The 26,897-nt window shown below is 71.2% G+C and carries 24 protein-coding genes; 22 read left to right on the top strand and 2 right to left on the bottom strand.

The genetic code is table 11. The annotated features are described in order from the left end of the window. From dnaJ to EDF40_RS14550, 14 genes are all read left to right on the top strand, one after another. Nucleotides 1-1,107, top strand: coding sequence for a molecular chaperone DnaJ (dnaJ, locus tag EDF40_RS14620; protein WP_123340398.1), 1,107 nt, complete (start codon nucleotides 1-3; stop codon nucleotides 1,105-1,107). Next, a complete protein-coding gene (locus EDF40_RS14615) occupies nucleotides 1,107-1,844 on the top strand; it encodes a 16S rRNA (uracil(1498)-N(3))-methyltransferase (protein ID WP_123340399.1) in 738 nt (245 codons plus the stop codon). The genes dnaJ and EDF40_RS14615 overlap by 1 nt, the downstream gene beginning before the upstream one ends. A gap of 40 nt (nucleotides 1,845-1,884) precedes the next feature. After that, on the top strand, nucleotides 1,885-2,238 hold the full coding sequence (locus tag EDF40_RS14610; protein WP_123340400.1) for a histidine triad nucleotide-binding protein: 354 nt from the start codon (nucleotides 1,885-1,887) through the stop codon (nucleotides 2,236-2,238). Continuing rightward, nucleotides 2,228-3,370: a PhoH family protein gene (locus tag EDF40_RS14605; RefSeq protein ID WP_123312899.1), complete on the top strand. Its 1,143-nt coding sequence runs from the start codon at nucleotides 2,228-2,230 to the stop codon at nucleotides 3,368-3,370. Before EDF40_RS14610 ends, EDF40_RS14605 begins: the two co-directional genes overlap by 11 nt. Then, entirely contained in the window at nucleotides 3,367-3,828 is a 462-nt protein-coding gene (gene ybeY / locus EDF40_RS14600; protein ID WP_111085740.1) for an rRNA maturation RNase YbeY, read from the top strand. The genes EDF40_RS14605 and ybeY overlap by 4 nt, the downstream gene beginning before the upstream one ends. Nucleotides 3,829-3,831: 3 nt before the next feature. After that, nucleotides 3,832-5,151, top strand: a complete 1,320-nt coding sequence (locus EDF40_RS14595; protein ID WP_123340401.1) for a hemolysin family protein — start codon at nucleotides 3,832-3,834, stop codon at nucleotides 5,149-5,151. Then, nucleotides 5,148-6,086: a GTPase Era gene (gene era, locus EDF40_RS14590; protein WP_123292554.1), complete on the top strand. Its 939-nt coding sequence runs from the start codon at nucleotides 5,148-5,150 to the stop codon at nucleotides 6,084-6,086. The genes EDF40_RS14595 and era overlap by 4 nt, the downstream gene beginning before the upstream one ends. A 67-nt stretch (nucleotides 6,087-6,153) precedes the next feature. Beyond that, complete coding sequence (locus tag EDF40_RS14585; protein WP_260213431.1) at nucleotides 6,154-7,440, top strand: sensor histidine kinase; 1,287 nt, start codon at nucleotides 6,154-6,156, stop codon at nucleotides 7,438-7,440. Next, complete coding sequence (locus EDF40_RS14580) at nucleotides 7,437-8,126, top strand: response regulator transcription factor (RefSeq protein ID WP_111085737.1); 690 nt, start codon at nucleotides 7,437-7,439, stop codon at nucleotides 8,124-8,126. The genes EDF40_RS14585 and EDF40_RS14580 overlap by 4 nt, the downstream gene beginning before the upstream one ends. Before the next feature lie 111 nt (nucleotides 8,127-8,237). Next, the gene (locus EDF40_RS14575) at nucleotides 8,238-8,990 is read left to right on the top strand and encodes an ABC transporter ATP-binding protein (protein ID WP_111085736.1); all 753 of its coding nucleotides are present in this window, start codon (nucleotides 8,238-8,240) and stop codon (nucleotides 8,988-8,990) included. Beyond that, nucleotides 8,987-10,387: an ABC transporter permease gene (locus EDF40_RS14570; RefSeq protein ID WP_123340402.1), complete on the top strand. Its 1,401-nt coding sequence runs from the start codon at nucleotides 8,987-8,989 to the stop codon at nucleotides 10,385-10,387. Before EDF40_RS14575 ends, EDF40_RS14570 begins: the two co-directional genes overlap by 4 nt. A gap of 444 nt (nucleotides 10,388-10,831) precedes the next feature. Further along, nucleotides 10,832-12,607, top strand: a complete 1,776-nt coding sequence (gene leuA, locus EDF40_RS14560; protein ID WP_123340404.1) for a 2-isopropylmalate synthase — start codon at nucleotides 10,832-10,834, stop codon at nucleotides 12,605-12,607. A 234-nt stretch (nucleotides 12,608-12,841) separates the two neighbouring features. After that, entirely contained in the window at nucleotides 12,842-13,690 is an 849-nt protein-coding gene (recO, locus tag EDF40_RS14555; RefSeq protein WP_123340405.1) for a DNA repair protein RecO, read from the top strand. After that, nucleotides 13,687-14,484, top strand: coding sequence for an isoprenyl transferase (locus tag EDF40_RS14550; RefSeq protein ID WP_123340406.1), 798 nt, complete (start codon nucleotides 13,687-13,689; stop codon nucleotides 14,482-14,484). The genes recO and EDF40_RS14550 overlap by 4 nt, the downstream gene beginning before the upstream one ends. Before the next feature lie 25 nt (nucleotides 14,485-14,509). Here the strand turns inward: EDF40_RS14550 and EDF40_RS14545 are convergent, their stop codons facing one another. After that, the gene (locus EDF40_RS14545) at nucleotides 14,510-15,586 is read right to left on the bottom strand and encodes a LysR substrate-binding domain-containing protein (RefSeq protein ID WP_123340407.1); all 1,077 of its coding nucleotides are present in this window, start codon (nucleotides 15,584-15,586) and stop codon (nucleotides 14,510-14,512) included. 70 nt (nucleotides 15,587-15,656) lie between these two features. Here EDF40_RS14545 and EDF40_RS14540 point away from each other — a divergent pair, with 70 nt between their 5' ends. The 4 genes from EDF40_RS14540 (at nucleotide 15,657) to EDF40_RS14525 (ending at nucleotide 19,228) form a co-directional block, all read left to right on the top strand. Further along, nucleotides 15,657-16,712: an aminotransferase class V-fold PLP-dependent enzyme gene (locus EDF40_RS14540; protein WP_123340408.1), complete on the top strand. Its 1,056-nt coding sequence runs from the start codon at nucleotides 15,657-15,659 to the stop codon at nucleotides 16,710-16,712. A gap of 105 nt (nucleotides 16,713-16,817) precedes the next feature. Next, a complete protein-coding gene (locus tag EDF40_RS14535) occupies nucleotides 16,818-18,203 on the top strand; it encodes a glycine--tRNA ligase (RefSeq protein WP_123340409.1) in 1,386 nt (461 codons plus the stop codon). 84 nt (nucleotides 18,204-18,287) lie between these two features. Next, nucleotides 18,288-19,022 (top strand): DsbA family protein, encoded by a 735-nt coding sequence (locus EDF40_RS14530; RefSeq protein ID WP_123340410.1) that lies wholly within the window; start codon nucleotides 18,288-18,290, stop codon nucleotides 19,020-19,022. Then, nucleotides 19,019-19,228: a hypothetical protein gene (locus tag EDF40_RS14525; RefSeq protein WP_123340411.1), complete on the top strand. Its 210-nt coding sequence runs from the start codon at nucleotides 19,019-19,021 to the stop codon at nucleotides 19,226-19,228. Before EDF40_RS14530 ends, EDF40_RS14525 begins: the two co-directional genes overlap by 4 nt. Before the next feature lie 203 nt (nucleotides 19,229-19,431). Here EDF40_RS14525 and EDF40_RS14520 read toward each other — a convergent pair whose 3' ends face one another. After that, nucleotides 19,432-19,917, bottom strand: coding sequence for an aminoacyl-tRNA deacylase (locus tag EDF40_RS14520; protein ID WP_123340412.1), 486 nt, complete (start codon nucleotides 19,915-19,917; stop codon nucleotides 19,432-19,434). A gap of 47 nt (nucleotides 19,918-19,964) precedes the next feature. On the opposite strand from EDF40_RS14520, the gene dusB reads away from it, so the two are divergent. From dusB to EDF40_RS14500, 4 genes are all read left to right on the top strand, one after another. Further along, the gene (dusB, locus tag EDF40_RS14515; protein ID WP_123340413.1) at nucleotides 19,965-21,119 is read left to right on the top strand and encodes a tRNA dihydrouridine synthase DusB; all 1,155 of its coding nucleotides are present in this window, start codon (nucleotides 19,965-19,967) and stop codon (nucleotides 21,117-21,119) included. After that, a complete protein-coding gene (locus EDF40_RS14510; RefSeq protein WP_123340414.1) occupies nucleotides 21,116-22,483 on the top strand; it encodes a deoxyguanosinetriphosphate triphosphohydrolase in 1,368 nt (455 codons plus the stop codon). Before dusB ends, EDF40_RS14510 begins: the two co-directional genes overlap by 4 nt. Nucleotides 22,484-22,569: 86 nt before the next feature. Further along, a complete protein-coding gene (gene dnaG / locus EDF40_RS14505) occupies nucleotides 22,570-24,483 on the top strand; it encodes a DNA primase (RefSeq protein WP_123340415.1) in 1,914 nt (637 codons plus the stop codon). Nucleotides 24,484-25,231: 748 nt separating this feature from the next. Then, nucleotides 25,232-26,863 carry an ABC transporter substrate-binding protein gene (locus EDF40_RS14500; RefSeq protein ID WP_123340416.1) on the top strand — a complete coding sequence of 544 codons (1,632 nt, stop codon included), beginning with the start codon at nucleotides 25,232-25,234 and terminating at the stop codon, nucleotides 26,861-26,863. Nucleotides 26,864-26,897: the final 34 nt, after the last annotated feature.

The following is a 26,897-nucleotide window of genomic DNA, read 5'->3' as shown; positions in this document are numbered from 1 at the left end:
GTGGCAGACCACTACGACGTCCTCGGCGTCCAGCGAGACGCCTCCGATGCCGACATCAAGAAGGCCTACCGCCGCCTGGCGCGTGAGCTCCACCCGGACGTGAACCCTGCGCCAGAGGCAGCCGAGCGGTTCAAGGACGTCACGCACGCGTACGACGTCCTGAGCGACCCGGAGCAGCGGCGCCGGTACGACGCCGGGCCCCAGGCCGACAGCCCGTTCGGCGGCGGCGCCGGCGGGTTCAGCGACATCTTCGACGCCTTCTTCGGCGGCGGTGGCGGCCGGGGCAGTGGTCCCCGCAGCCGTGCCGAGCGCGGGCAGGACGCCCTGCTCCGCATCGACGTCGACCTCGACGAGGTCGTCTTCGGCACCCACAAGGACGTCGAGGTCGACACCGCCGTCCTGTGCGAGACCTGTCACGGGTCGTGCTGCGCACCCGGCACCAGCCCGCGCACCTGCGACATCTGCGGCGGGTCCGGCAACATCCAGCGCCAGGTCCGCTCGCTGCTGGGCAACGTCGTGACGAGCGCCCCGTGCGGCACCTGCCGCGGCTACGGCACCGTCATCCCGAGCCCCTGCCCGACCTGCCAGGGTCAGGGCCGCGTCCGCGCCCGTCGCACCGTGCCGGTCGACGTCCCCGCCGGCGTCGACTCGGGCCTGCGCCTGCAGATGCCCGGCCAGGGTGAGGTCGGCCCCGCCGGCGGCCCCTCCGGCGACCTGTACCTGGAGATCCGGGTCCGGCACGACGACGTCTTCAGCCGCGACGGTGACGACCTGCTCGCCACCCTCGAGGTCGCGATGACCGATGCCGTGCTCGGCACCACCACGACGATCGACGGACTCGACGGGCCCGTCGAGCTCGAGATCCGTCCGGGGGTGCAGAGCGCGGACGTCCTGGTGATCAAGGACCGCGGCATCACGAAGCTGCGCGGGAGCGGCCGCGGTGACCTCCGGGTCGGCGTGCAGGTCGTCACCCCGACGAAGCTGTCGCACAAGGAACGCCAGCTCGTCGAGCAGCTCGCGAAGTCGCACAAGGCGTCGGCGCCGCAGCTCGCCCGGTTCCAGCAGGGCATGTTCGGCAAGCTCCGCGACCGCTTCTTCAACTTCTGATGGCATCGCTCTACGTCGTGGAGTCGCTCGACGGCGTCGCCGTCGGTGGCTCCGTGACGCTCGACGGGGCAGAGGGGCGGCACGCCGTGACCGTCTCGCGCGTGCGGGTCGGTGAGACGTTGCGGCTCTCGGACGGACGGGGGACCGTCGTGTCCGGTGCGGTGGACTCCGTCGACCGCGACTCGCTGGTGTTGTCCGTGGCATCGCTGTCCGTCGACCCGCTGCCGGTCCCGTCGCTGACGCTCGTGCAGGCCCTCGCGAAGGGCGGCCGCGACGAGATGGCGGTGCAGGCGTCGACGGAGATCGGCGTCGACCGGATCGTGCCGTGGTCCGCCGCGCGCAGTGTCTCCCGGTGGGAGGGCCCGAAGGTCGAGAAGGGCCGATCGCGGTGGACGGCCATCGCGCACGAGGCCGCGAAGCAGGCGATCCGGTCGCGGGTGCCCGAGGTCGGGCCGCTCGTCACGACGGCGCAGCTCGTCCCCGCGCTCGGTGCCGGTGCTGCGGTGCTCGTGCTCGACCCCACCGCGACCGTGCGGCTCGCGACCTGGGAACCGACGGCGGACCTCGACGAGATCGCCCTCGTGGTGGGTCCGGAAGGCGGCATCGACGGCTCCGAGCTCGAGCGGCTCGAGGCCGCGGGAGCGATCAGGGTCCGGCTCGGCGACAGCGTGCTGCGGACCTCGACCGCCGGTCCCGCGGCACTCGCGATCCTGCAGGCCGGACTCGGGCGCTGGTGAGGGAAGGCCCGAGGTCGGTCCTGCGTTCTACGATGGAGTCATGAGCACCAGCACGCCCAGCGTCTTCAGCAAGATCATCGCGCGCGAGATCCCGGCGACCGTCGTCGCCGAGGACGACCGCGTGATCGCGATCGAGGACATCGCCCCGAAGGCACCCGTCCACGTGCTGGTCATCCCCAAGACCGAGCAGTACGCGAACGTCGCCGAACTCGCGGCCGGTGACCCCGAGCTCCTCGCCCACCTGGTCGCCACCGCGCAGCGCATCGCCGACGAGCGCGCCGGCGGCCAGTTCCGTCTCGTCTTCAACACCGGCGAAGCCGCCGGTCAGACCGTGTTCCACGTGCACGCGCACGTACTCGCAGGTGAACTGCAGGAAGGCACCCTTGCCGGCTAACGAACCAGCACAGCCCACCACCGACGACGACCAGGTCGTCTCCGTCGCCCTCCAGGTCGACGGCATCGCCATGGTCCAGCTCCTCGGTCCCCAAGACCGCCTGCTGAAGACCGTCGAACGGCAGTACCCGGGCGTCAAGGTCGTCGTCCGCGGCAACGAGGTCACGCTCACCGGGCCCGAGCGCGAGGTCGCGCGGGCGAAGGCGCTCGTCGACGAACTCGTCGGCATGGTCAAGCGCGGGCAGGACATCGGCCCGTCGGACATCCCGATGTCGGCACGGATCCTCGACGACGACCGCAAGCCGTCCGACACCTTCGGCACGCCGATCGTGTCGAGCCGCGGCAAGTCCGTGCGGCCGAAGACCGACGGGCAGCGCGCCTACGTCGACGCCATCGACGAGCACACCATCACGTTCGGCATCGGCCCCGCCGGCACCGGCAAGACGTACCTGGCGATGGCGAAGGCTGTCCAGGCCCTGCAGCGGCGCGAGGTCACCCGGATCATCCTGACCCGTCCCGCGGTCGAGGCCGGCGAGCGGCTCGGGTTCCTGCCGGGCACGCTCACCGACAAGATCGACCCGTACCTGCGGCCGCTGTACGACGCCCTGAACGAGATGATGGACCCCGAGTTGGTCCCGAAGCTGCTGGCTGCGGGCACGGTCGAGGTCGCGCCGCTCGCGTACATGCGCGGCCGGACGCTCAACGACTCGTTCGTCGTCCTCGACGAGGCGCAGAACACGACGCCCGAGCAGATGAAGATGTTCCTGACGCGTCTCGGGTTCGGCTCGAAGATGGTCGTGACGGGTGACATCACCCAGGTCGACCTGCCGGGCAACGTGTCCGGACTCCGGCTCGTGACGCGGATCCTCGAGACGGTCGAGGACATCCACTTCGCCCGGCTCGGCAGCGAGGACGTCGTGCGGCACACGCTCGTCGGTCGCATCGTCGACGCCTACACCGTCTACGACGAGGAACGTCTCGCCGAGCAGGCCGGTCACCGTCCCGGTGGCCGGGGCACCGCGCCGGTCGGCAACCCCGACGGCGCCAACCGTGCCGAGCGCCGTGGTCGGCCGCCGCAGGACCGCCAGCGACCCCCGTACCCCCAGAACGACGCCCGAGGAGGCAACCGGTGAGCATCGAGCTCAACAACGAGTCCGGGGTCGAGGTGGACGAGGCAGCCATCCAGCGCCTCGCCGCGTTCGCCCTCGACGCGATGCACGTGCACGCGGACGCCGAACTCGCGATCGTCCTGGTCGACGAGGGCGCGATGGAGCAGCTGCACGTGCGGTGGATGGACGAGCCCGGCCCCACCGACGTCCTGAGCTTCCCGATGGACGAGCTCCGACCGGGCACCGAAGAGGACCCCACGCCCGCCGGCCTGCTCGGCGACATCGTGCTCTGCCCGCAGGTCGCCGAGGAACAGGCGAAGACCGCCGGGCACTCCAGCACCGACGAGATGCTGCTGCTCACCTGCCACGGCATCCTGCACCTGCTCGGCTTCGACCACGCCGAGCCGGACGAGAAGGCCGAGATGTTCGGGCTGCAGGGCGAGATCCTGACGGCCTTCGCGGCCCAGCGCCGGGGTCGGTAGCCGATGCTCGTCGTCGTCGGTCTGCTCGCGGTCGCGCTCGGGCTCGTCGTGCTCGGCGGGCTCCTCGCCGCGAGCGACGCCGCGCTCTCCGTGGTGTCCCGTGCCGACCTCGACGAGATCGCCCGCGGCAACAAGCGTCGTCGTGCGCTCGAGGCGATCGCGGACGACGTCGGCGCGCACGTCAACGCCCTGAACTTCTTCCGCGTGCTCGCCGAGACCGCCGCGGCCGTGCTCGTCACGATCGCCCTGGTGCGGGCGTTCGACAGCTGGTGGGTGGCGCTCATCGTCTCTGCCGCGATCATGACGGCCGTGTCGTTCGTGCTCGTCGGGTCGAGTCCGCGCAGCGTCGGACGGGCGCACGCCGAACGGCTGCTGGCGTCCACCGGCGGCCTGGTCCGTGCCGTCCGGATCGTGCTCGGTCCGCTCGCCGGTCTGCTCGTCCGGATCGGTGACCGCGTGACCCCGGGCCGCGGCCGCAGCGCCTCGACGGTGTCGAGCGAAGAACAACTGCTGTCCCTCGTCGACGAGGCCACCGAGAGCAACGTGCTCGAGGACGAGGACCGCGAACTCATCCACTCGGTCTTCGAGTTCAGCGACACCCTCGTGCGCGAGGTGATGGTGCCGCGCACCGACATGCTGACGGTCGACGGCTCGGACACGCTCGCCGCGGGCATGGAGCAGTTCCTGGCCGCCGGGGTGTCCCGCATGCCCGTCACCGGCAAGGACAGCGACGACGTCCTCGGCGTCCTGTACCTCCGTGACGTGTCGCGGGCGCTGTACGAGCGACCGGGGTCCGGCAGCGAGCGGGTCACCCGGCTGCTGCGTCCGGCCGAGTTCGTGCCGGAGTCGAAGGCCGCCGACGACACCCTGCGGCACATGCAGGTCGCGAAGAACCACCTGGTCCTGGTCGTCGACGAGTACGGCGGCGTCGCCGGTCTCGTCACGATGGAGGACCTCATCGAAGAGCTCGTCGGGGACATCTCCGACGAGTACGACCGCGCCGTGGTCGACCGGGTGGAGGTCGAGCCCGGCCTCTGGCGCATCTCGGCCCGACTGCCCGTCGACGAGCTCGGCGACCTGTTCGGCATCGAGCTGGACGACGACGACGTCGACACCGCCGGCGGTCTGCTCACCAAGGAGCTCGGCCACCTGGCGATCTCCGGCGACACGGTCACGGTGTCCGGCGTCGTCCTGACGGCCGACCGGGTCGAGGGCAAGCGCCGCCACCTCATCACCGTGCTCGCCGAACGCACTCACGCCCTCGCGGGTGTCGAGGACGCCTTCGACGACGCCACCACCACGACGGGAACCACGCACGCATGACCGACTCCGACTCCACCCCCACCGCCTCGGGCAAGCCCTACCGCGCGGGCTTCGTCTCGTTCGTCGGGCGTCCGAACGTGGGCAAGTCCACGTTGACGAACGCGCTGGTGGGCCAGAAGGTCGCGATCACCTCGTCGAAGCCGCAGACCACCCGTCGCGCGATCCGCGGCATCGTGCACCGGCCCGACGGCCAGGTCATCATCGTCGACACCCCGGGCGTGCACCGTCCCCGCACCCTGCTCGGCGAGCGGCTCAACGACCTGGTGCAGTCCACACTCGGTGACGTCGACGTCATCGGGTTCTGCGTCCCCGCCAACGAGCCGATCGGCCCGGGCGACCGCTTCATCAACGACACCCTCGACCAGTACCCGCGGGCCAAGAAGGTCGCGATCGTCACCAAGATCGACCGCACCTCGAAGGACAAGGTCGGCGAGCAGCTGCTGGCCGTCTCCCGGCTCCGCGACTGGGACTCGATCATCCCGACGTCCGGCACGAAGGGCCTGCAGCTCGAGGACCTCCTCGGCGAGATCACGTCGTTGCTGCCGGAGTCGCCCCAGCTGTACGACTCGTCGGCAGTGACCGAGGAGACCGACGAGGAGCGCATCAGCGAACTCATCCGCGAAGCCGCGCTCGAGGGCGTCCGCGACGAACTGCCGCACTCGCTCGCCGTCGTGATCGAGGACATCGTCGAGCCGGACGAGGACGACGACGCCGACGGGCCGCTGCGCATCTTCGCGAACCTGTTCGTCGAGCGCGACAGCCAGAAGGCGATCGTCATCGGCCACAAGGGGGAGCGCCTGAAGGACGTCGGCTCCCGCGCCCGCGTCGAGATCGAGTCGCTGCTCGGCGGTCGGCACGTGTACCTCAACATCCGTGTGAAGGTCGCCAAGGAGTGGCAGCGTGACCCCAAGCAGCTCGGACGCCTCGGCTTCTGAGCGTCGGGCGCCAGGAGTCATCCACACGAGGGACGCGCCCGTGAGCCGAGCGCCGTACCGTGGACGCGTGTTCCGTCCCATGCTGCGCGCGCAGGTCATCACCGACGTCGTCATCGCCGTGGTGCTCGGCTCGCTCGTGCTGATCACCTCGGCGCGGGGCATGGACTCCCCGCTCGCGATCGTCACGGTCGTCGGCATGACCGCTGCCCTCGCGCTCCGACGGCTGTCGCCCGGACTCGCACTGGCCGTCGCCTGGGTGTTCGCGGTCTTCGAGATGGTCACGGGCCAGATGCCCGACCTGTCGAACGCCTTCATCGCCGCGGTGCTCTACACGACGAGCGCCTACGGCAGTCGGCGGGTGCGGCTGGCAGGACTCGTCTCGGCCATCGTCGGGTCCGTCACCGCGGCGCTGTACATCGGCGTCGACGACTACCGGAACCGATTGACGATCGAGACCGCTTCGACGCCGTTCCAGGAGTCGGTGCAGGTCACGGTCTCGTACTTCGCCGTCGTCCTGCTCCTGTTGCTCCTGCCGTGGTTGGCGGGCCTCGTGGTCCGCACCCGTCGGTCGGCGAGCATGAGCCGCGAGGCCCAGCTGCTCGCCGAGCGCGACGCCGCCCGAGCCGACCGAGCGGTCGCGGTCGAACAGGAGCGCGTGCGCATCGCCCGGGACATGCACGACATCGTCGCGCACTCGCTCGCGGTCGTCATCGCCCAGGCGGACGGTGCCCGCTACGCACTGAAGGCCGACCCCGCCGTCGCGGACCAGGCCCTCGGCACCATCTCGACCACCGCCCGCCGGGCCCTCGGCGACGTCCGCGAGCTCCTCGGCGCGCTTCGGCACGAGCAGGGGACCGTCCCGACGCCGGAGATCGACGACATCGACCGGCTCGTCGGCGAGATGCGCCAGGTCGGCCTCGACGTCCGGGTCGAGCGCGAGGGCGACCCGACCGGCCTCCCCACCACGACGCAGCTCGCGGTGTACCGGATCGTGCAGGAGAGCCTGACGAACGCCTACAAGCACGGTGAGCCCGGCACGCCGGTGCACGCATCACTGACCTACCGCCCGGACACCGTCGAGATCGCGGTGGTGAACCGCCGTGCCGACGACGGCACCCGGGGTCCCGGCACCGGGCACGGCCTGGTCGGCATGCGCGAGCGTGCCACCATGACCGGCGGCACGATGACCGCCGGGGTCCGTGGCCCCGACTTCGAGGTCGCCGTCCGAATGCCCGCCGTCCCCGCGAGCGGGCAGATGCCCCGTGGGCGCATCGCCCCGACCGCGAGCCCGACCGCCGAGTCGGCCCCCGCCCCGACCATCAGTCCGACCGAGCAGGAGCGCACCGCCCGATGACCACCACCCCGCCGGCCGACGGCCGCATCCGCGTCGCCCTCGTCGACGACCAGGCACTCTTCCGCACCGGCATCCGGATGCTCATCGGCTCCCAACCCGACCTGCACTTCGTGGGCGAGGCGGGCGACGGTGCCGAGGGCGTCGAACTCGTCCGGCGCACCCGACCGGACGTCGTGCTCATGGACGTCCGGATGCCCGTGATGGACGGCATCACGGCGACCGCGCACATCGTCGAGCAGGCCGGCACCGACGGCGCCAAGGTGCTCGTCCTGACCACGTTCGACTTCGACGAGGCCGCGGCGAAGGCCATCCGGGCCGGGGCGAGCGGCTTCGTGCTGAAGGACGCCGACCCGGAGTTCCTGCTCGCCGCCGTGCGGACCGTGCACGCCGGCACCGCGGTCTTCGCGGCCTCGGCGACGCGGGAACTCCTGCGGCGCTACGACGACTCCGTCGAGCAGGCCGCCACCGTGCCGGCGACGTTCGACGACCTCACCCCGCGCGAGCGCGAGATCTTCGACCTGGCGGCCCGCGGCTTCAGCAACAGCGAGATCGCGCAGCACGAGTACGTCAGCGAGGCGACCGTGAAGACCCACATCTCGCGGGTCCTGACGAAGCTCGGACTCCGCGACCGCGTGCGCCTCGTCGTGTTCGCACACGAGCACGGGCTGGTGAGCAAGGCCGACTGACGGACGTCATCCGATCGGATGACCCGTCCACAGGAAGTCGAGCCGAGCGGCTCATCCACAGGAGCCGCCCGACGGACGCGGGACGGGCCTCCCGGACGCCATCGTTGGTGCATGACCACCAGCCACGCTCCGATCATCCGACTCGACCACGTGTCCAAGCACTACGGCGACGCCGCACGCCGGGTGACGGCGCTCGACGACGTCAGCGTCGACATCGGCGCGGGGGAGTTCACCGCCGTGATGGGGCCGTCGGGGTCCGGCAAGTCGACGCTCATGCACGTCGCCGCGGGCCTCGACGCGGTGTCCGCGGGCCGCATCGAGATCGACGGGGTCGACATCACGGGGCTCGGTGACAAGGACCTGACCGAGCTCCGTCGCCGCCGGCTCGGGTTCGTGTTCCAGTCGTTCAACCTGGTGCCGACACTCGACGTCAGCGAGAACATCCGGCTGCCGTTCCTGCTCGGCGGGCACAAGCCGTCGAAGGACGAGAGCGCGTGGATCGACCGGTTGGTCGACCAGCTCGGACTCGGCAACCGGCTGTCGCACCGCCCGCACCAGCTGTCGGGTGGGCAGCAGCAGCGCGTCGCCATCGCCCGGGCACTCGCCTCGCGGCCGGCGGTCGTCGTCGCCGACGAGCCGACCGGTGCCCTCGACTCGCGCACCGGCCGTGACGTGCTCGCGATCCTGCGTGGGGCCGTGCAGGAGTGGGGTCAGAGCGTCGTCATGGTGACGCACGACCCCGTCGCCGCCGCCAACGCCGACCGGATCCTGTTCCTCGCCGACGGCCGGGTCGTCGCCGACCGCCCGGCGATGGACGCCGGCGCGATCTCCACCACGATGCTGGGGATGGAGGCGGCAGCGTGAACGGCGTCCGCTCCTTCGCCCCCACCGTGCTGGTCGCGGCGCTGGGCACCACGTTCGGCTCAGCACTCGTCATCGCCCCGGGCATCGTGACCGAGGCGCTCGGCGCCGCCGGGCTCGCCGACCTCGGGCCGGTCAGGGCGATCCTGTCCGTCGTCGGGTGGCTGTTCCTCGGCATCGCGCTGTACGTCGGCGCGATCGTCACCGCGAACACCTGCGCGACCCTCATCGCCGGCCAGACCCGCATCATCGCGCTGCAGCGGCTCGTCGGTGCCACCGGCGCCACGCTCCGGGCCCGGATCACCCGGACCGGACTGGTCGTCGGGGTGCTCGGCGGACTGATCGGCGCCGTCGTGGGAACCGGGCTGTCCGCGGTGTTCGTCATCGTCCTGCGCGGCAACGGGTTCCTGCCCGACACCGACTACACGCTCCTGCCGTGGGAACTCGTGCTCCCGGTCGTGGCCGTGGTCCTGGCGACCTGGGGAGCGTTCGCAGCGGGCTCCCGCCGGGTGCTCACCGTCACCCCGCTCGAGGCGCTGTCCTCGAGCGTCGAACCGAGCCACGACGACGTCCGCTCCGGCACCGCCCGCAAGGTCTGCGCCATCGTGCTCATGGCCGGCGGCGCGGCGCTCATGCTCATCGGGCTCGCGGTCAGCGCGAGCTCGCCGATCGCTGTGCTGCCGGCTGCCCTCGGCGGGTTCGTGTCGTTCGCCGGCGTCGCCGTCGGAGCGACCATCGTGATGCCGCCGGTGCTGCAGCTCATCGGCCGGATCGGCTCGCACGACCCCGTCGTCCTGCTCGCCGGCCGCAACGCCATGCGTGCGCCGGGTCGGTCCTCGCGAGCGACGATCGGGCTCGTCATCGGCGTCACCCTGCTCGTCACCTTCGCCGTCGCACTGGGGATCATGCAGCACGTGCTCGAGGCCCAGCTCGAGCAGATGGGACAGGGCCAGATGACGACCGAGATGGTGCAGGCGCAGCGCGACTTCTTCGTGCAGCTGAACGCCGTCGTCAGCGTCATCGTCGGGTTCTCCGCCGTGATCGCCGCGGTCGGGGTCGTCAACGCGCTGGCACTCGGGGTCCTCCAGCGCCGACGCGAGCTCGGGCTGCTGCGGGTGCTCGGTCTCACCGGGGCGCAGGTCCGCCGGATGATCGTGACCGAGGCCGTGCAGATGGTCGTCGCGGCCGTCGTCTCGGGGCTCGTGCTCGGCACGTTCTACGGTTGGGTCGGCGGGCAGACGCTGCTCGGGTCGCTCGGACACCCGGTCGCGCCCGTGCTGCCGCCGCTCACCATCGGGATCGTCGTCGTCGGGGCCCTCGTGCTCGCGGTCGTCGCGACGATCGCGCCGGTGCGGCGCGCGATGCGCGTGCCCCCGACCGAGGCGCTCGCGGTCGACTGACGCGGTGCCCGGGTCGCACCACGCGGCGGACGGGAGGCCCGGTGCCAGCTGGCACGGTGCCTCCCGTCCGCCGTGCTGCGCGTCCACCGCCGCGCCGGCGCCCGCCGCACCCGTGTCGGCCGCGCCGTCGCCCGCCGCACCCGTGTCGGCCGCGCCGGCGCCCGACGCGCCGCTCGCGTTCGTCGAGGTTCCACGATCTGCAGTTCTCGGCGGCGCTGGCGTCGATTCGTGGAACCTCGGCGAGCGACCGGCGGCATGTCGTGACCACTCGGGCGCCGACCACTGACGCGCTTGTCACACAGCAGCCCGCCGGTGCTACCGTGGACTCGATGTACTCGGCACTCCTCCTCCTTCGCTGCCGCGACGAGGCCTGACACACCGGCCCACCTCGTCGCGGAGTCCGTCGTGGCCGCCCTCACCCAGAGCACACGAAAGCGACGAACGATGCAGAACACGCAGCAGCCCTCCGGGATGCCGATCCACAAGTACGTCCCCTTCCACGAACAGATCTCGGTCGACCTGCCCGACCGCACCTGGCCGACGAAGCGCATCGAGCGGGCCCCGCGCTGGTGTGCGGTCGACCTGCGTGACGGCAACCAGGCCCTCATCGACCCGATGGACGCCGAGCGCAAGCGCGCCATGTTCGACCTGCTCGTCGGCATGGGCTACAAGGAGATCGAGGTCGGGTTCCCGAGCGCCTCGCAGACCGACTTCGACTTCGTCCGCAGCCTGATCGACGAGGGCGCGATCCCCGACGACGTCACCATCCAGGTGCTGACCCAGGCGCGCGAGCACCTCATCCAGCGCACGTACGAGGCGATCGACGGCGCGAAGCAGGCCATCGTCCACCTGTACAACTCGACGTCGATCGTGCAGCGCGAGGTCGTCTTCCGCACCGACGTGCAGGGTGTCGTCGACATCGCGGTGGCCGGCGCGAAGCTCTGCAAGGCGGCTGAGGCGACGCTGCAGCACGACACGACGGTCTACTACGAGTACTCGCCGGAGTCCTACACGGGCACCGAGCTCGACGTCGCGCTGCAGATCTGCAACGCCGTGCTCGAGGTCTTCGAGCCCACCCCCGACCGCAAGGTCATCATCAACCTGCCGGCCACCGTCGAGATGGCGACGCCGAACGTCTACGCCGACTCGATCGAGTGGATGTCGCGCAACCTCGCCCACCGCCAGGACGTCATCCTGTCGCTGCACCCGCACAACGACCGCGGCACCGCAGTCGCCGCCGCCGAGCTGGGCTACATGGCCGGCGCGGACCGCATCGAGGGCTGCCTGTTCGGCAACGGTGAGCGCACCGGCAACGTCGACCTCGTCGCGCTGGGCATGAACCTGTTCACGCAGGGCATCGACCCGGAGATCTCGTTCGCGGACATCGACCAGGTGAAGCGCACCGTCGAGTACTGCAACCAGCTGCCGGTGCCGGAGCGTCAGCCGTGGGCGGGCGACCTCGTCTACACGGCGTTCAGCGGCTCGCACCAGGACGCCATCAACAAGGGCTTCGAGGCGATGAAGGCCAAGGCCGCCGCCGCGGGCAAGGACATCGACGAGATCGAGTGGGCGGTGCCGTACCTGCCCGTCGACCCGAAGGACATCGGCCGCTCCTACGAGGCCGTCATCCGCGTGAACTCGCAGTCGGGCAAGGGCGGCGTCGCGTACCTGCTCAAGACCGACCACGCCCTCGACCTGCCCCGCAAGCTGCAGATCGAGTTCTCCGGCGTCGTCCAGCGGCACACCGACACCGAGGGTGGCGAGTTCTCGTCGCAGCGCATCTGGGATGTGTTCCAGGACGAGTACCTGCCCGCCTCGACCGACGACGACAAGTGGGGCCGGTACGAGCTCACCAAGACGGCGACCTCGAGCGACTTCGACGGCACGACCTCGCTGTCGGTCGCACTCCGCGTCGACGAGGGCTCCGTCACCGCCGACGCCGTGGGCACCGGTCCGATCGACGCATTCCTCAAGGTCCTCGCCGAGCAGGGCGTCCAGGTCACGCTGTACGACTACTCGGAGCACACGATGAGCGCCTCCGGTGACGCCAAGGCGGCGTCGTACGTCGAGCTCGACGTCGACGGCGTGCGCCTGTGGGGCGTCGGCATCGACGCCGACATCTCGACGGCCTCGCTCAAGGCGATCGTGTCCGCGGTGAACCGCGCGGTACGCGCCGGTGCTGCTGCCGGCGCCGACTCGCCGGAGCTCGTCTCCGCCTGAGACGCGACCAGGCCGGGAGGTGCGGTGCGGGCTGGACTCGCACCGCGCCTCCCGTCTGTGCCCGGTCTTTCCCCCGTCACGCGCGGTGGCAGGTCGAATCGGGCGTACCTGGTCGATTCTTCCGACCAGGTACGCCCGATTCCACTCGGTACCCCTGCGCGCGCCGCGCGCCGCGCGCTGCGCGCCGCGCGCTGCGCGCCGCGCGCTGTCGGCGGGGCGGGGGATACTGGGGGCATGCCGCTGTACCGGGACGAGTGCGTTGTGTTGCGCACCCACAAGCTCGGGGAAGCCGACCGGATCGTCACCATGCTCAGCCGGCAGCACGGCAAGATCCGCGCGGTGGCCAAGGGCGTGCGGCGGACCGCGTCGAAGTTCGGCAGCCGGCTCGAGCCGTTCATGGTCGTCGACGCCCAGTTCTACGAGGGGCGCTCGCTCGACATCGTCACGCAGGCCGAATCGCTCGGCGCCTACGGGGCGCAGATCGTCGCCGACTACGGCGCCTACACGGCAGCCAGCGCGATGGTCGAGACCGCCGACCGCCTGAGCGAGGCCGACGCCGGCCTGCAGCAGTACCTGTTGCTCGTCGGTGCGCTCCGGTCGCTGTCGCGCGGTGAGCACCACTCCAGTGCCACGCTCGACTCCTACCTGCTCCGTGCGATGAGCATCGCGGGCTGGGCGCCCTCGTTCAGCGACTGTGCGGTCACCGGGGAGCCCGGCCCGCACTCCGCGTTCGTGGTGCAGCTGGGCGGGGTCGTCGCCGACCGGGCTGCGCCTCCCGGCACGCCGCGGCTCGACCCGGCGACCCTCGGCGTGCTCGGTTCGCTGCTCGCCGGTGACTGGGCGACCGTGGACGCCACCGACGAGCGGACGCGGTCGCGGGCCTCCGGCGTGGTCGCGGCCTACGCCCAGTGGCACCTGGAACGATCGCTCCGGTCCCTGCCGCACGTCGACCGCTCGGAGCACCCGCTGCCCGTGCCGCTGACCCACGACGGACCCGAGGCGACGGCACGCGCGGTGGCCTCGACCCCCGCACCCGCCGTGCCCGAGCCCGATCCCGCTGTCGAAGGAACCCCCACCGCATGAGCCCCCGCCGCCCCGACGACGCCGAGCCGTTCCGCCCGATCGACTGGACCGGTGAGACGCCTCCGGCGATCCCGGCCCGGTTCGTGCCGGACCACGTCGCGATCGTGATGGACGGCAACGGCCGGTGGGCCAACGGGCGCGGGCTCACCCGGATCGAGGGGCACAAGGCAGGCGAGGCCTCGCTGCTCGACGTCGTGGCCGGCGGGATCCAGATCGGCGTCAAGCACATCTCGGCGTACGCGTTCTCGACCGAGAACTGGAAGCGTTCGCCGGAAGAGGTCCGGTTCCTGATGGGCTTCAACCGCGACGTCATCCGTCGTCGGCGCGACCAACTGAACGAGTGGGGCGTCAAGGTGCGGTGGGCCGGACGCCGTCCGCGGCTGTGGCGGAGCGTCATCGACGAACTCGACCGTGCCGAGCAGATGACCGCGGGCAACGACGTGCTGACCCTGACGATGTGCGTCAACTACGGCGGCCGGAACGAGATCGTCGACGCCGTGCGGGCGATGGCCGAAGAGGTCGCCGCCGGACGCCTCAAGCCGAGCCAGGTCACCGAGAAGGCACTGGCGAAGCGGCTCTACGTGCCCGAGATGCCCGACGTCGACCTGTTCCTGCGCAGTTCGGGGGAGCAGCGCACGAGCAACTTCCTGCTGTGGCAGTCGGCGTACGCCGAGATGGTGTTCCTGGACCGCCTGTGGCCGGACTTCCGGCGCACGGACCTGTGGGGCGCGATCGAGGAGTACGCACGCCGCGACCGTCGCTACGGCGGTGCGGTCGACGCCCCGACCGCCTGACGCACCCGACCGCCTGACGCACCCGTCAGCCCGGCAGCGGCCCGTCGAGCAGGTGTGCCGCCGACCGCACCGCGTCCATGGCCGCACGGACGCTCGGGACCCGCTCGGCCCCTCGGGCGATGACGACCTCGACCCGGCGGGCCAGGTCGTCGTCCACGGGGTCGACCCGGACCCCTGCGGGGATGACCGTCGTCGCGAGTGCCAGCCGGGGGAGCAGGGCCACACCGAGTCCGGCGGCGACGAGCCCCACCACCGCAGCCGCGTTGTCGGTCTCGAGCACGATGTCCGGGGTGAACCCGGCGGTCGCACACGAGGCGAGCAGGTGGCCACGGCACCGCTGGCAGCCGCCGATCCAGCGGGCGTCGCGGTGCGGCGCGAGGTCCACGGCAGAGCCCACGGCGCCAGAGCCCGCGGCGCCAGAGCCCAGGGCACCGGCGCCCTCGGCACCGGCGCCCTCGGCACCGGCGCCCTCGGCACCGGCGCCCACGGTGCCAGAGCCCGCGGCACCGGCGCTCACGGTGCGGGCGGTGCCCGAGCCTCCGGCCGGCGTCACGAGGGCGAGCGGATCCCGCCCGAGTGCCCGCGTGACGAGCCCGGGGTCCGGGGCGGACCCGACCTCGTCGCCGACGTAGGTGAAGGTCAGGGCGACGTCGACCTCCCCGCTCCGGAGCAGGTCGAGCGCCTCGGGCGGTTCGACCTCGACGTACGAGGTCGTCACCCCCGGAGCCGTCGCCGCCATCCGGGCGAGCACGGCGGGCACGAGGGCCGACGAGGCGCTCGGGAACCCGGCGAGGCGCACTCGACCGCGGGTCAGGCCCCCGACGGCGTCGAGGTCCTCGCGCGCGGCGGTCAGTGCGGCCTGCACGTGCAGGGCGTGGTCCGCGAGCACCCGACCGGCGTCCGTCAGGGTGGCACCGCGCCCGCCGCGACCGTCCTGCCCGGACCGCAGCACCAGGGTGTGCCCGAGTCGCCGCTCGGCCCGGGCGAGCAACTGGCTGACCGCGGGTTGGCTCGACCCGAGCGCTGCGGCGGCGCGGGTGATCGACCCACCGTCGGCCACGGCGCGGAGGACCCGGAGCAGCTGGGGATCGATGTCGTCCATCACGCGATGTTATCGGCTGCACAACGAACCCGGCCTGGTGTGATGGGGCACGAGCCGGGACGCTGTCCGCATGGACTCCTTCCCCGCCGGCCGTGGCTACCTCGCGGCGTGCACCGCCGGTCTGCCCAGCCGGGCCACGCTCGCCGCCCAGCGGGCCGACCTCGACGCGTGGTCCCGCGCCGAGACCTCGCCGGCCCACTACGGGGCGTTGGTCGAGGAGGGTCGCGCGCTCTTCGCCGCCCTCGTCGGGGTGCCGGTGTCCCAGGTGGCGACCGGCTCGCAGACCTCGGTGATGGCCGCGGTCGTCGCCGACGCCCTGCCGGACGGTGCTGAGGTGGTCGTGCCCGACGGCGACTTCAGCTCGGTCGTCTTCCCGTTCCTCGCTCAGGCGCACCGCGGCGTCCGCGTCCGGCACGTCCCGCTCGACCGGCTCGCCGCGTCCGTCGGGCCCGGCACCACCCTCGTGGCGTGGTCCGCCGTGCAGTCCGCCACGGGCGCCGTCACGGATCCGCAGCCGGTCGTCGCCGCGGCCCGGCGGGTCGGTGCTCTCACCCTCTGCGACCTCACGCAGGCAGCCGGCGTCCTGCCCGTCGACGCGGCACTCTTCGACGTGACGCTGACGCACGCCTACAAGTGGCTCTGCGCCCCGCGCGGCGTCGCCTTCATGACGCTCTCCGACACCGCCCTCGGTCGGCTCCGCCCCGTGCAGGCCGGCTGGTACGCGGGGGCGGACGTCTGGTCCTCGTGCTACGGCCCCGACATGCGCCTGGCCGACGACGCCCGTCGCTTCGACGTCTCGCCGGCCTGGCAGGCGTGGCCCGGTGCGGTGGCCGCGCTCGAACACGCGGTCGCGCTCGACCAGCAGGCGGTCTGGAGGCACGCCACCGCTCTCGCGGATCGGCTGTGCGACGCCCTCGGGTCGCCTCGGCAGGGCGACGGGCAGGCGATCGTGACGTTCGCGGACGCCGACGGGTCGGCCCTCCGGGCCCTCACCGCCGCCGGGCTCACCGCGTCGGGGCGTGCCGGGCGACTCCGGATCGCGTTCCACCTGTGGAACGACGAGTCCGACGTGACCGACGTGGCGGCCGCGCTGGGCGGGGTGCGGGCGACCACGTCGGGGACGTGACCGGAGGGCGGACCGGGGGCGGGCCTCCCGGGTCACGAACGCCGGTAGTCTTGCCCGGACCGTTTCCGCACCGAGCACCCAGCTCGGCGACCTCTGGAGCACCCTTTGGCACAGCCCTCCCGTCTCGACAGCGTCATCGCCCTGGCCAAGCGCCGCGGCTTCGTCTTCCAGTCGGGTGAGATCTACGGAGGCTCCCGCTCCGCGTGGGACTACGGGCCCCTCGGTGTGGAGCTCAAGGAGAACATCAAGCGTCAGTGGTGGCAGCGGTTCGTCCGCGGCCGTGGTGACATGGTCGGCCTCGACTCCGCCGTCATCCTGCCCCGCAAGGTGTGGGAGGCCTCGGGCCACGTCGCGACCTTCACCGACCCGCTCGTGGAGTGCCTGCACTGCCACCACCGGTTCCGCGAGGACCACCTGATCGAGGCGTTCGTCGCCAAGAAGGGCCGCGACCCCGAGGGCCGCATGGCCGAGATCGCCTGCCCGAACTGCGGCACCCGCGGTGAGTGGACGGAGCCCCGCGAGTTCTCCGGCATGCTCAAGACCTACCTCGGCCCGGTCGAGTCCGAAGAGGGCCTGAACTTCCTGCGCCCCGAGACCGCGCAGGGGATCTTCGTCGACTTCGCGCAGGTGGTCACGACCAGTCGCATGAAGCCCCCGTTCGGCATCGGGCAGGTCGGCAAGGCGTTCCGCAACGAGATCACGCCCGGCAACTTCATCTTCCGCACCCGCGAGTTCGAGCAGATGGAGATCGAGTACTTCGTGCCGCCGGCCGAGGCGGGCGAGCACTACGAGCAGTGGATCGCCGACTCGATCGCGTTCTACACCGAGCTCGGCATCGACCCGGAGAACCTGCGCCGCTTCGACGTGCCGGACGGCGAGCGGGCGCACTACTCCGACGCCACCGCCGACATCGAGTACCGCTTCGGGTTCACCGGATCGGAGTGGGGCGAGCTCATGGGCGTCGCGAACCGCACCGACTTCGACCTCAACAACCACATCGAGTCGTCCGGCCAGGACCTGCGCTTCTTCGACCAGGCCGCCAACGAGAAGTACGTGCCCTACGTGATCGAGCCGTCCTTCGGCCTGACCCGTGCGCTCATGGCGTTCCTGCTCGACTCGTACCACGAGGACGAAGCACCGAACGCGAAGGGCGGCGTCGACAAGCGCACCGTGCTGCGACTCGACCCGCGCCTGGCACCCGTCAAGGCCGCGGTGCTGCCGCTGTCGCGCAACGAGCAGTTGTCGCCGGTCGCCCGCGGCCTGGCCGACGACCTGCGCAAGAACTGGAACGTGGACTTCGACGACGCCGGTGCGATCGGCCGTCGCTACCGTCGCCACGACGAGATCGGCACGCCGTTCTGCATCACGGTCGACTTCGACACGCTCGAGGACAAGGCCGTCACGGTGCGCGAGCGCGACACGATGGCGCAGGAGCGGGTCGCCCTCGACCAGCTGCAGGGCTACCTGGCGCAGCGCCTGCTCGGCGCGTAGGGGCCTCGCGGGCGTCGCGGGCGTCGCAATCGCCGGAACCAGGTTCTGCGGGAATGCGCGCGCGACGCCCGCGTTGGGATCAGCATGAACGACTCCGTGAAGGTCGATGTCTGGTCGGACATCGCCTGCCCCTGGTGCTACATCGGCAAGCGCAAGTTCGAGGCCGGCGTCGCCGCGTTCGGCGCCTCGGCGGACGGCCGCCCGGTCGAGGTCGAGTACCACTCCTTCGAACTCAGCCCGGACACCCCCGTCGACTTCGAGGGCACCGAGGCCGAGTTCCTGTCGGAGCACAAGGGCATGCCCGTCGAGCAGGCGCAGCAGATGCTCGACCAGGTCACCGGCATCGCGGCCTCGGTCGGGCTGGACTACGACTTCGAGGCCGTGCACCACACGAACACCGTGAAGGCGCACCAGGTCATCCACCTCGCCAAGCAGCACGGCAAGCAACTCGACATGGTCGAGCGCCTGTTCACCGCCTACTTCGAGCGCGGCGAGCACGTCGGCGACGACGCGTCGCTGGCCGACCTGGCCGCCGAGATCGGGCTCGACCGTGACGAGGTCCTCGCGACGCTCCGTGACGACTCGCAGCTCGCAGCCGTCCGCGCCGACCAGGCCCAGGCGCAGGCCTTCGGCATCAACGGCGTCCCGTTCTTCGTGATCGACGGCAAGTACGGCGTCTCGGGCGCGCAGGACCCGGCAGCGTTCGAGCAAGTGCTGACGCAGGTCGTCGCGCTGCGCGGGACGACTCCGGACGAGGTCGCCTCGGCGACCGAACGCGCGGCGGACGACGCGAGTGCCGACGTGGCGGCGACCCGATGACGGGGGCGACGGTCACCGTCGGGGGTGGGGCGGGCCTCCCGTCCGCCCCGTCGGTACCGGATGCAATCTCCGGTCTGGAGGCGCGCCCCGGCCTGCTCACGCTGGTCACGCCCGGCGGTGCGCCGGTCTGCGACGGTGATTCGTGCCTGATCGACGCCGGATCGTTCGCCGGTGCCGAGGGCGACTGGACCGAGGTGCCGGACTGACGGTTCCGTCGGTCGCACGTCGCGCGCTGCTGGGGCCGCGCCGCGCGCTGCTGGGGCCGCGCCGCGCGCTGCTGGTCTCGCGCCGCGCGCTGCTGGTGGCGCGCCGCGGGCTGCTTGTCCCACGCCCCCGTGCGGTCGTTGCGCCCCGACTCTGCGGGGCGCGACGGCTGTGCGGGGGCGCGATCCGTCGGTCGCCGGACCGATCAGGCGCGCTGCGGTTCCTCGTCGGTGATGTCGGCGACCGTCGCGCCGTACGCGGCGACGAGGTCGTCGGCGTCGACGAAGGCGCTCGCGCCGTGCCGGCCCGCGCCGAGGGCGACCCGTCGACCGACGATGCGGTCGTCGGCGTAGACGGGCAGGTCGCCGGTCGCTCCGATGGGCGTGATCGTGCCGCGTTCGTAACCGGACGCCTGGAGCGCGGTCGCCGCGTCGGGCATCGAGAGCTTGTTCACCCCGACGACGGTGCGGAGCTTCTTCCACGCGATGCTCCGGCCGCCCGGCACGAGCGCGAGCAGGAAGCCGCCGTCCTGCCGCTTCACGACGAGCGTCTTGACGATGTCGCCGGGGTCGATGCCGAGCATCTCGGCGGCATGCTGCAGGGAGTCCGCGGCGGGGCGTTCGACGACCTCGACGGACAGGCCGCGGGTCGCTGCGTCGGTGTCGAACCGGGTGCTGGCGTCGATCGTCATGTGGAGAACGCTACCGGCGCGCACCGACGTGGGAGGATGGAGCAGGTATGACGATCACACAAGCCCCAGCACGGCCTCTGCGCATCGGCCCGATCGAGGTCGACGTGCCGGTCGTGCTCGCGCCCATGGCGGGCATCACGAACATGGCGTACCGCCGGCTCTGCCGCGAGTACGGCGCCGGTCTCTACGTCTGCGAGATGATCACCTCGCGCGCGCTGGTCGAACGCACCCCCGTGTCGATGCAGCTCATCCAGCACCACGAGTCCGAGACCCCGCGGTCGATCCAGCTGTACGGCGTCGAGCCGAACACCGTGGCCGAGGCCGCATCGATCCTGGTGGGCGAGGACCGTGCCGACCACATCGACCTGAACTTCGGCTGCCCGGTGCCCAAGGTCACCCGCAAGGGCGGCGGCGCGGCCCTGCCCTGGAAGCTCGAGCTGTTCCGTGAACTCGTCACGAAGACCGTCCGCGCCGCAGGGAACGTGCCGGTCACCGTGAAGATGCGCAAGGGCATCGACGAGGACCACCTGACCTACCTCGACGCCGCCCGCATCGCGCGGGACGCCGGCGTCGCCGCGGTGTCGCTGCACGCCCGCACGGCGAACGAGCACTACTCCGGTCACGCCGACTGGTCGGCGATCGCGACGCTGAAGGAAGCCGTCACCGACATCCCGATCCTCGGCAACGGGGACATCTGGTCGGCTGCCGACGCCCTGCGCATGGTCGACGAGACCGGCGTCGACGGCGTCGTCGTCGGGCGCGGGTGCCTCGGGCGTCCGTGGCTGTTCGGCGACCTGGCTGCGGCGTTCCGCGGCGAAGGGTTGCGGTACATGCCGACCCTGGGCGAGGTCGCTGACGGGTTCCGTCGGCACGCCGAACTGCTCGTCGAGTTCTTCGGGTCCGAAGACCACGGCTGCCGCGATGCCCGCAAGCACGTGGCCTGGTACTTCAAGGGGTACCCGATCGGCAGCGACGTGCGATCCGGTCTCGCACTGTCGTCGAGCCTGCAGGAGATCGACGACCTGCTCGGCCAGCTCGACCGCGACGCACCGTACCCGGGCGAGGGCGCCGAGGGCCCCCGTGGTCGCTCCGGCAACCCGAAGCGCACCGCCCTGCCGGACCGCTGGCTCGAGTCACGCGACGTCGACAGCGAGTTCCGCAAGGTCCTCGCCGCCGCCGAGCTGCACCACAGCGGCGGATGAGCGCCACCGCCTCGTACGGCCCGGCCGACGCCGAGCGCTGGCTCCCCGAAGAGCACGGCAACCGCCGATCGGACTTCGCCCGCGACCGCGCACGCCTGCTGCACTCCAGCGCGCTCCGTCGCCTCGCCGCCAAGACCCAGGTGCTCAGCCCGACGACCGGGCTCGACTTCGCCCGCAACCGCCTGACCCACTCGCTCGAGGTGGCGCAGGTCGGTCGCGAGCTCGCGGACTCGTTGGGCCTCGACCCCGACGTGGTGGACACCGCGTGCCTGGCGCACGACATCGGCCACCCGCCCTTCGGCCACAACGGTGAGACCGCCGTCAACGCCTGGGCGGCCGGCATCGGCGGGTTCGAGGGCAACGCGCAGACGCTTCGGCTGCTCACCCGGCTCGAGCCGAAGGTGTACGGGCTCCGTCCGGGGTCGGGCGCCGCTGCCGGGGCCGACGCGGGGGCCGACGCGGGGGCTGGCGCGGGGGCTGGCGCTGGCGCTGGCGCTGGCGTCGAGCGTCCCTTCGGGCTCAACCTGACGCGCGCGTCGCTCGACGCCAGCTGCAAGTACCCGTGGCCGGCTGCGCAGGGCGTCTCCGAATCGTCATCGGGTCGGACCAAGTTCGGCTTCTACGACGACGACCACGACGCCTTCGAGTGGCTCCGTGCCGGGGCGCCCCGGCGGCAGCGGTGCATCGAGGCGCAGGTCATGGACCTGTCCGACGACATCGCGTACTCGGTGCACGACTTCGAGGACGCCGTCGTCGCCGGGTTCATCGACGTCGCGGCGCTCGGCGACCGGGTCGGCGAGAACGACATCGTCACCGCGATGCACGCGTGGGTGGGCGACGACCTGAGTCGTGAGGAACTGCTCGAGGCCTTCGACCGCCTCCGTGCCCTGCCGCTCTGGATGACCTCGTACGACGGGTCCCGGCGCGACGCGGCACACCTGAAGAACCTGACCTCGCAGCTGATCGGACGCTTCGCGCGGACGGCGACGGCCGCGACCCGCGAGTCCTACGCCTCCGGGTCCCTGGTCCGGTTCGCAGCATCGGTGGTGACACCGCCGGAGATCATCGGCGAGATCGCGGTCCTCAAGGGCATCGTGGCGGCGTTCGTGATGACGCAGGGCGACCGGCAGCCCGTGTACGAAGACCAGCGTCGGATCCTGACGGAGCTGCTCGACGCCCTGGCGGCATCGGGTGCGTCGGACCTCGAGCCCGGCTTCGCCGCCGACTGGCGTGCGGCGTCGGACGACGACGGGCGACTCCGTGCCGTGGTCGACCAGGTCGCGAGCCTGACGGACCAGGGGGCGATCGCCTGGCACCGTCGGCTGGTCGTCGGCGAGCGGGAAGCGGTCCACATCCCGGTGTGAGCGGTTTGCTCCGTCGGCCTCGGTGGCTCGTCCACATCTCGGGCCCGCGGTCGGCCGAGGTCGGTCCCACGAACTAGGATCAGAGGGTGGCTGGCAGGATCGCGCGGAACGACATCGACGAGGTCCGCTCGCGTGTCAACATCGCCGACGTCGTCGGCGACTACGTCACGCTGAAGAACGCGGGCGTGGGCTCGATGAAGGGGCTCTGCCCCTTCCACGACGAACGCTCTCCGTCGTTCCACGTCCGGCCTCAGGTCGGCCGGTACCACTGCTTCGGCTGCGGCGAGGACGGCGACGTCTTCAGCTTCATCATGGCGCAGGACCACACCACCTTCGCCGAGGCCGTCGAGCGCATGGCCGCGAAGATCGGCTTCACCCTGCACTACGAAGAGGGCGACGGGCCGCGCACCGACTACAACACCCGCGCCCGGCTGATCGCCGCCAACGAAGCCGCGCTCGAGTTCTACACGGCACAGCTCACCACCGCCGCGGCCGACCCCGCACGGCGGTTCCTGGGGGAGCGCGGGTTCGATCCCTCGGCGGCGCAGCACTTCGGTGTCGGCTTCGCCCCGAAGTCGTTCGACATGCTCAAGGACCACCTGCGCGGTCGGGGCTTCACGCTCGAGGAACTCACCTCGGCCGGGCTCGTCAGCCAGGGCGACCGGTCGCCGTACGACCGGTTCCGTGGGCGCCTGATGTGGCCGATCCGCGACGTCACAGGGGCGACGATCGGGTTCGGTGCTCGTCGTCTGCTCGACGACGACAAGGGTCCGAAGTACCTCAACACGCCCGAGACCCCGATCTACCACAAGAGCCAGGTGCTCTACGGGCTCGACCTGGCCCGCCGCGACATCTCGAAGCAGAAGCAGGTCGTGATCGTCGAGGGCTACACCGACGTCATGGCCTGCCACGTCGCCGGCATCACCACCGCGGTCGCCACATGCGGCACCTCGTTCGGCGTCGACCACATCAAGGTGCTCCGCCCGATGCTCGGCGACCTGGCCGGCGCCGACCCGAACGCCAACGGCGAGGTCGTCTTCACCTTCGACCCGGACGAGGCCGGGCAACGTGCCGCATCCCGCGCCTTCGCCGAGGAACAGCGGTTCGCCGCGCAGACCTTCGTCGCCGTGGCACCCGGTGGCCTCGACCCGTGCGACCTCCGGCTTGCCCGCGGCGACGACGCCATCCGCCGCCTGATCACGAACAAGCGCCCGATGTTCGAGTTCATGATCCGCCGCACGTTGGAGGGCCACGACCTCGAGACGGTCGAGGGCCGCGTCAGTGCCCTCCGCGCCGCGGCCCCCGTGCTCGCCGGCATCCGCGATCGGTCACTCACGCAGGGGTACGTCCGCGAGCTCGCCGGCTGGCTCGGCATGGACATGCCCGAGGTCCGTCGATCGGTCGAGACCGCGCGTCGGCGTGCGGGGTCGACGGACGATCGGTCAGGAGGCCCGGGGCGCGACGGTCGCGCCGGTCACGCCACCGACGGGGCCGGTGTGGTCGAGGAGCCCGTCGCCGGGATCCGCTCGCTGCCGAACGACCCGATCAGCCGCATGGAGCGCGACGCCGTCATGGCGATGGTGCAGCAGCCGACCTCGGTCGGAGCGCCGCTGCTCGGGCTCGCCGCGTCCGCCACGTTCTCGGCGCCGATGCTCGCCGTCGTGCGGGACGCCGTGGTCGCCAACGTCGACGTCATCGGGGCGGGGGACTGGCTCGACCGGTTGCTCGCCGACGTGCCGACCCCCTTGCGCACCCTGACGCACGAGCTGGCCCTCGCGCCGATCCCCGCCCGCAACGCCGAGGACCTCGCCGCGTACTGCCGGAGCATCGTCGTCGCCCTGGTCGAGCGGGACCTGCTCGCCCGCAAGGCCTCGTTGCTCGGACAACTGCAGCGTGCGGACCCGCACGAGCAGGCTGAGCGACGCGCCGAGATCCAGCGGCAGCTCGTGGACATCGACGCGCAGCGCATGCGGCTCCGCGCCGACGCCGAGGCGTCCTAGCCCTTCGCTCTCGCCGCCCGAGTGCCAGGCGTCGTGCGACCCGTTCGACCTGCCGCCTGCCGTTCGCCCAGGTTCCGAAATCTGCGCATCTGGCCGCACTCGAGCGGCACTTCGTGGAACCTCGGCGAGCACGAGTGCCGAGGTGACGCGACCGCCCGACGTGACTGAGGCCGTGCGGCGCAACCACGTCGCAGAGGTGACGGTCGCTGCGGAGATGTGCCGGGCCTCCCGGTCGGCGTGCCGAGGTTCCACGACATGCCGCGTGCGCGATGCCGAGGTTCCAGTCCCGGGCCGTACGGGCGTCGAGATGCCGAGATTTCGGAACCTCGGGGTGCCGCGCGTGCGAGGCGAGGCGGGACCGCAGGCGGGACGTGATCGGTCGGCGGAGGCAAGGGGGCGAGGGCGGGCCTGGCGGTCGGCGTGCCGAGGTTCCACGACATGCCGCGTGCGGGATGTCGAGGTTCCGCTACGGAGCCGCACGAGCGTCGAGATGCCGAGATTTCGGAACCTCGGGGGCCGGGGACGGGGCCCGTTGCACCGCGCAACTTTCGTGTGCGGCGCGCCGGGTCGATGCGCACGAATGATGCATCACGCGCCGGGTGCTTGCATTACAGCGGTGTAAACAAATCGCTCCCGATTCGATCTGTTCCGTGACAGGGTGATACCAATGAGCGTTCCTGGCCGGGCACACAGACGTACCACCCGCCGGTCCGGACACTTGCACCCAACTTCAAGAGAGGCATCGAACATGGCATCCGTGTTCAAGAAGCACACAGCCACGTGGGGCAGGCGCGGCATCGCGCTCGGCGCCGGAGCAGCAGCGACGGCGCTGGTGCTGACCGGCTGCGCGAGCAGCAGCGTGAGCGACACCGAGCTGAACGGCCTGAGCATCGGGACGACGGACAAGATCACGTCCCTCGACCCGGCCGGCTCGTACGACAACGGCTCGTTCGCCGTGCAGAACCAGGTCTTCCCGTTCCTGATGAACACGCCCGTGGGCAGCCCGGACGTCGAGCCGGACATCGCCACGAAGGCGGAGTTCACGAGCCCGACCACGTACGAGGTCACCCTCAAGGACGGCCTCGAGTTCGCGAACGGCAACAAGCTCACCTCGAGTGACGTGAAGTTCTCGTTCGACCGCGAGCTCAAGATCAACAACGAGAACGGCCCGCAGTCGCTGCTCGCCAACCTCAAGAGCATCGACACCCCGGACGACACGACCGTGGTGTTCAACCTCGACCACGCCGACCAGACCTGGCCGCAGGTGCTCTCGAGCCCCGCCGGCCCGATCGTCGACGAGGACGTCTTCAGCGCGACGAAGCTCACCAGCGCCGACGACATCGTCAAGGGGAAGGCGTTCGCCGGGCAGTACCAGATCAGCTCCTACAAGGAGAACCAGCTGATCCAGTACAAGACGAACCCGAAGTACGACGGCCTGCTCGGCAAGGCGAAGAGCGACGAGGTGACGGCCAACTACTACACCAAGGAGACCGACCTCAAGCTCGCCGTGCAGAAGGGCGACGTCGACGTGGCGTACCGCTCCCTGACGCCGACCGACATCTCGGACCTGCGCAAGGACGACAAGCTCACGGTCACCGACGGCCCCGGCGGCGAGATCCGCTACGTGGTCTTCAACTTCAAGACGCAGCCGTTCGGCACCGGTCAGGACGACGCCGACGAGGCGAAGGCCCTCGCCGTGCGCCAGGCCGCTGCTGACGTGGTCGACCGCGCCGCCCTGGCGAAGGAGGTCTACAACGACACCTTCACGCCGCTGTACTCGATGGTGCCGGACGGCCTCACCGGTGCGGTCCAGCCGTTCAAGGACATGTACGGCGACGGCGACGGTGGCCCCGACGTCGACAAGGCGAAGAAGACCCTCTCCGACGCCGGTGTCTCCGGCAAGGTGCAGCTCGACATCCAGTACGCGCCCGACCACTACGGTTCCGCCTCGGACGACGAGTACGCGCTGCTGAAGACGCAGCTCGAGGACTCGGGCCTGTTCACCGTCAACATCCAGTCGACGGTCTACACGACCTACGCCCAGGAGCGCACGAAGGACGCCTACCCGGAGTACCAGCTCGGCTGGTTCCCGGACTTCTCCGACGCCGACAACTACCTGTCGCCGTTCTTCACCAAGGAGAACTTCGTCCAGAACCACTACGACGACTCGGTCATCCAGGACCTCATCGCGAAGGAGCAGGCGGAGTCCGACCCGGACAAGCGTGCCGACCTGATCGAGCAGGCCCAGGAGCGCGAGGCATCGCAGATCTCGACGCTGCCCCTGCTGCAGGGCAAGTCCGTCGCCGTCGCCGGCAAGGACGTCAAGGGCCTGACCCTCGACGCCTCGTTCAAGTTCCGGTACGCCACCCTCAGCAAGTAGCACCACGCCCCTCGCGCAGGCCGCGGGCGTTCCC

This window comes from Curtobacterium sp. PhB170 (assembly GCF_003752345.1).
In the GTDB taxonomy this organism is placed as follows: domain Bacteria; phylum Actinomycetota; class Actinomycetes; order Actinomycetales; family Microbacteriaceae; genus Curtobacterium.
This window is presented reverse-complemented; position numbering and strand designations above follow the sequence as displayed.

Bases quoted from the DNA above. Each gene is read 5' to 3' on its own strand.
- EDF40_RS14615 (WP_123340399.1), top strand. From the start codon at position 1,107: ATGGCATCGCTCTACGTCGTGGAGTCGCTCGACGGCGTCGCCGTCGGT.
- EDF40_RS14610 (WP_123340400.1), top strand. From the start codon at position 1,885: ATGAGCACCAGCACGCCCAGCGTCTTCAGCAAGATCATCGCGCGCGAG.
- EDF40_RS14595 (WP_123340401.1), top strand. From the start codon at position 3,832: ATGCTCGTCGTCGTCGGTCTGCTCGCGGTCGCGCTCGGGCTCGTCGTG.
- era (WP_123292554.1), top strand. From the start codon at position 5,148: ATGACCGACTCCGACTCCACCCCCACCGCCTCGGGCAAGCCCTACCGC.
- EDF40_RS14580 (WP_111085737.1), top strand. From the start codon at position 7,437: ATGACCACCACCCCGCCGGCCGACGGCCGCATCCGCGTCGCCCTCGTC.
- EDF40_RS14575 (WP_111085736.1), top strand. From the start codon at position 8,238: ATGACCACCAGCCACGCTCCGATCATCCGACTCGACCACGTGTCCAAG.
- leuA (WP_123340404.1), top strand. From the start codon at position 10,832: ATGCAGAACACGCAGCAGCCCTCCGGGATGCCGATCCACAAGTACGTC.
- recO (WP_123340405.1), top strand. From the start codon at position 12,842: ATGCCGCTGTACCGGGACGAGTGCGTTGTGTTGCGCACCCACAAGCTC.
- EDF40_RS14550 (WP_123340406.1), top strand. From the start codon at position 13,687: ATGAGCCCCCGCCGCCCCGACGACGCCGAGCCGTTCCGCCCGATCGAC.
- EDF40_RS14545 (WP_123340407.1), bottom strand. From the start codon at position 15,586: ATGGACGACATCGATCCCCAGCTGCTCCGGGTCCTCCGCGCCGTGGCC.
- EDF40_RS14540 (WP_123340408.1), top strand. From the start codon at position 15,657: ATGGACTCCTTCCCCGCCGGCCGTGGCTACCTCGCGGCGTGCACCGCC.
- EDF40_RS14530 (WP_123340410.1), top strand. From the start codon at position 18,288: ATGAACGACTCCGTGAAGGTCGATGTCTGGTCGGACATCGCCTGCCCC.
- EDF40_RS14525 (WP_123340411.1), top strand. From the start codon at position 19,019: ATGACGGGGGCGACGGTCACCGTCGGGGGTGGGGCGGGCCTCCCGTCC.
- EDF40_RS14520 (WP_123340412.1), bottom strand. From the start codon at position 19,917: ATGACGATCGACGCCAGCACCCGGTTCGACACCGACGCAGCGACCCGC.
- dusB (WP_123340413.1), top strand. From the start codon at position 19,965: ATGACGATCACACAAGCCCCAGCACGGCCTCTGCGCATCGGCCCGATC.
- EDF40_RS14510 (WP_123340414.1), top strand. From the start codon at position 21,116: ATGAGCGCCACCGCCTCGTACGGCCCGGCCGACGCCGAGCGCTGGCTC.
- EDF40_RS14500 (WP_123340416.1), top strand. From the start codon at position 25,232: ATGGCATCCGTGTTCAAGAAGCACACAGCCACGTGGGGCAGGCGCGGC.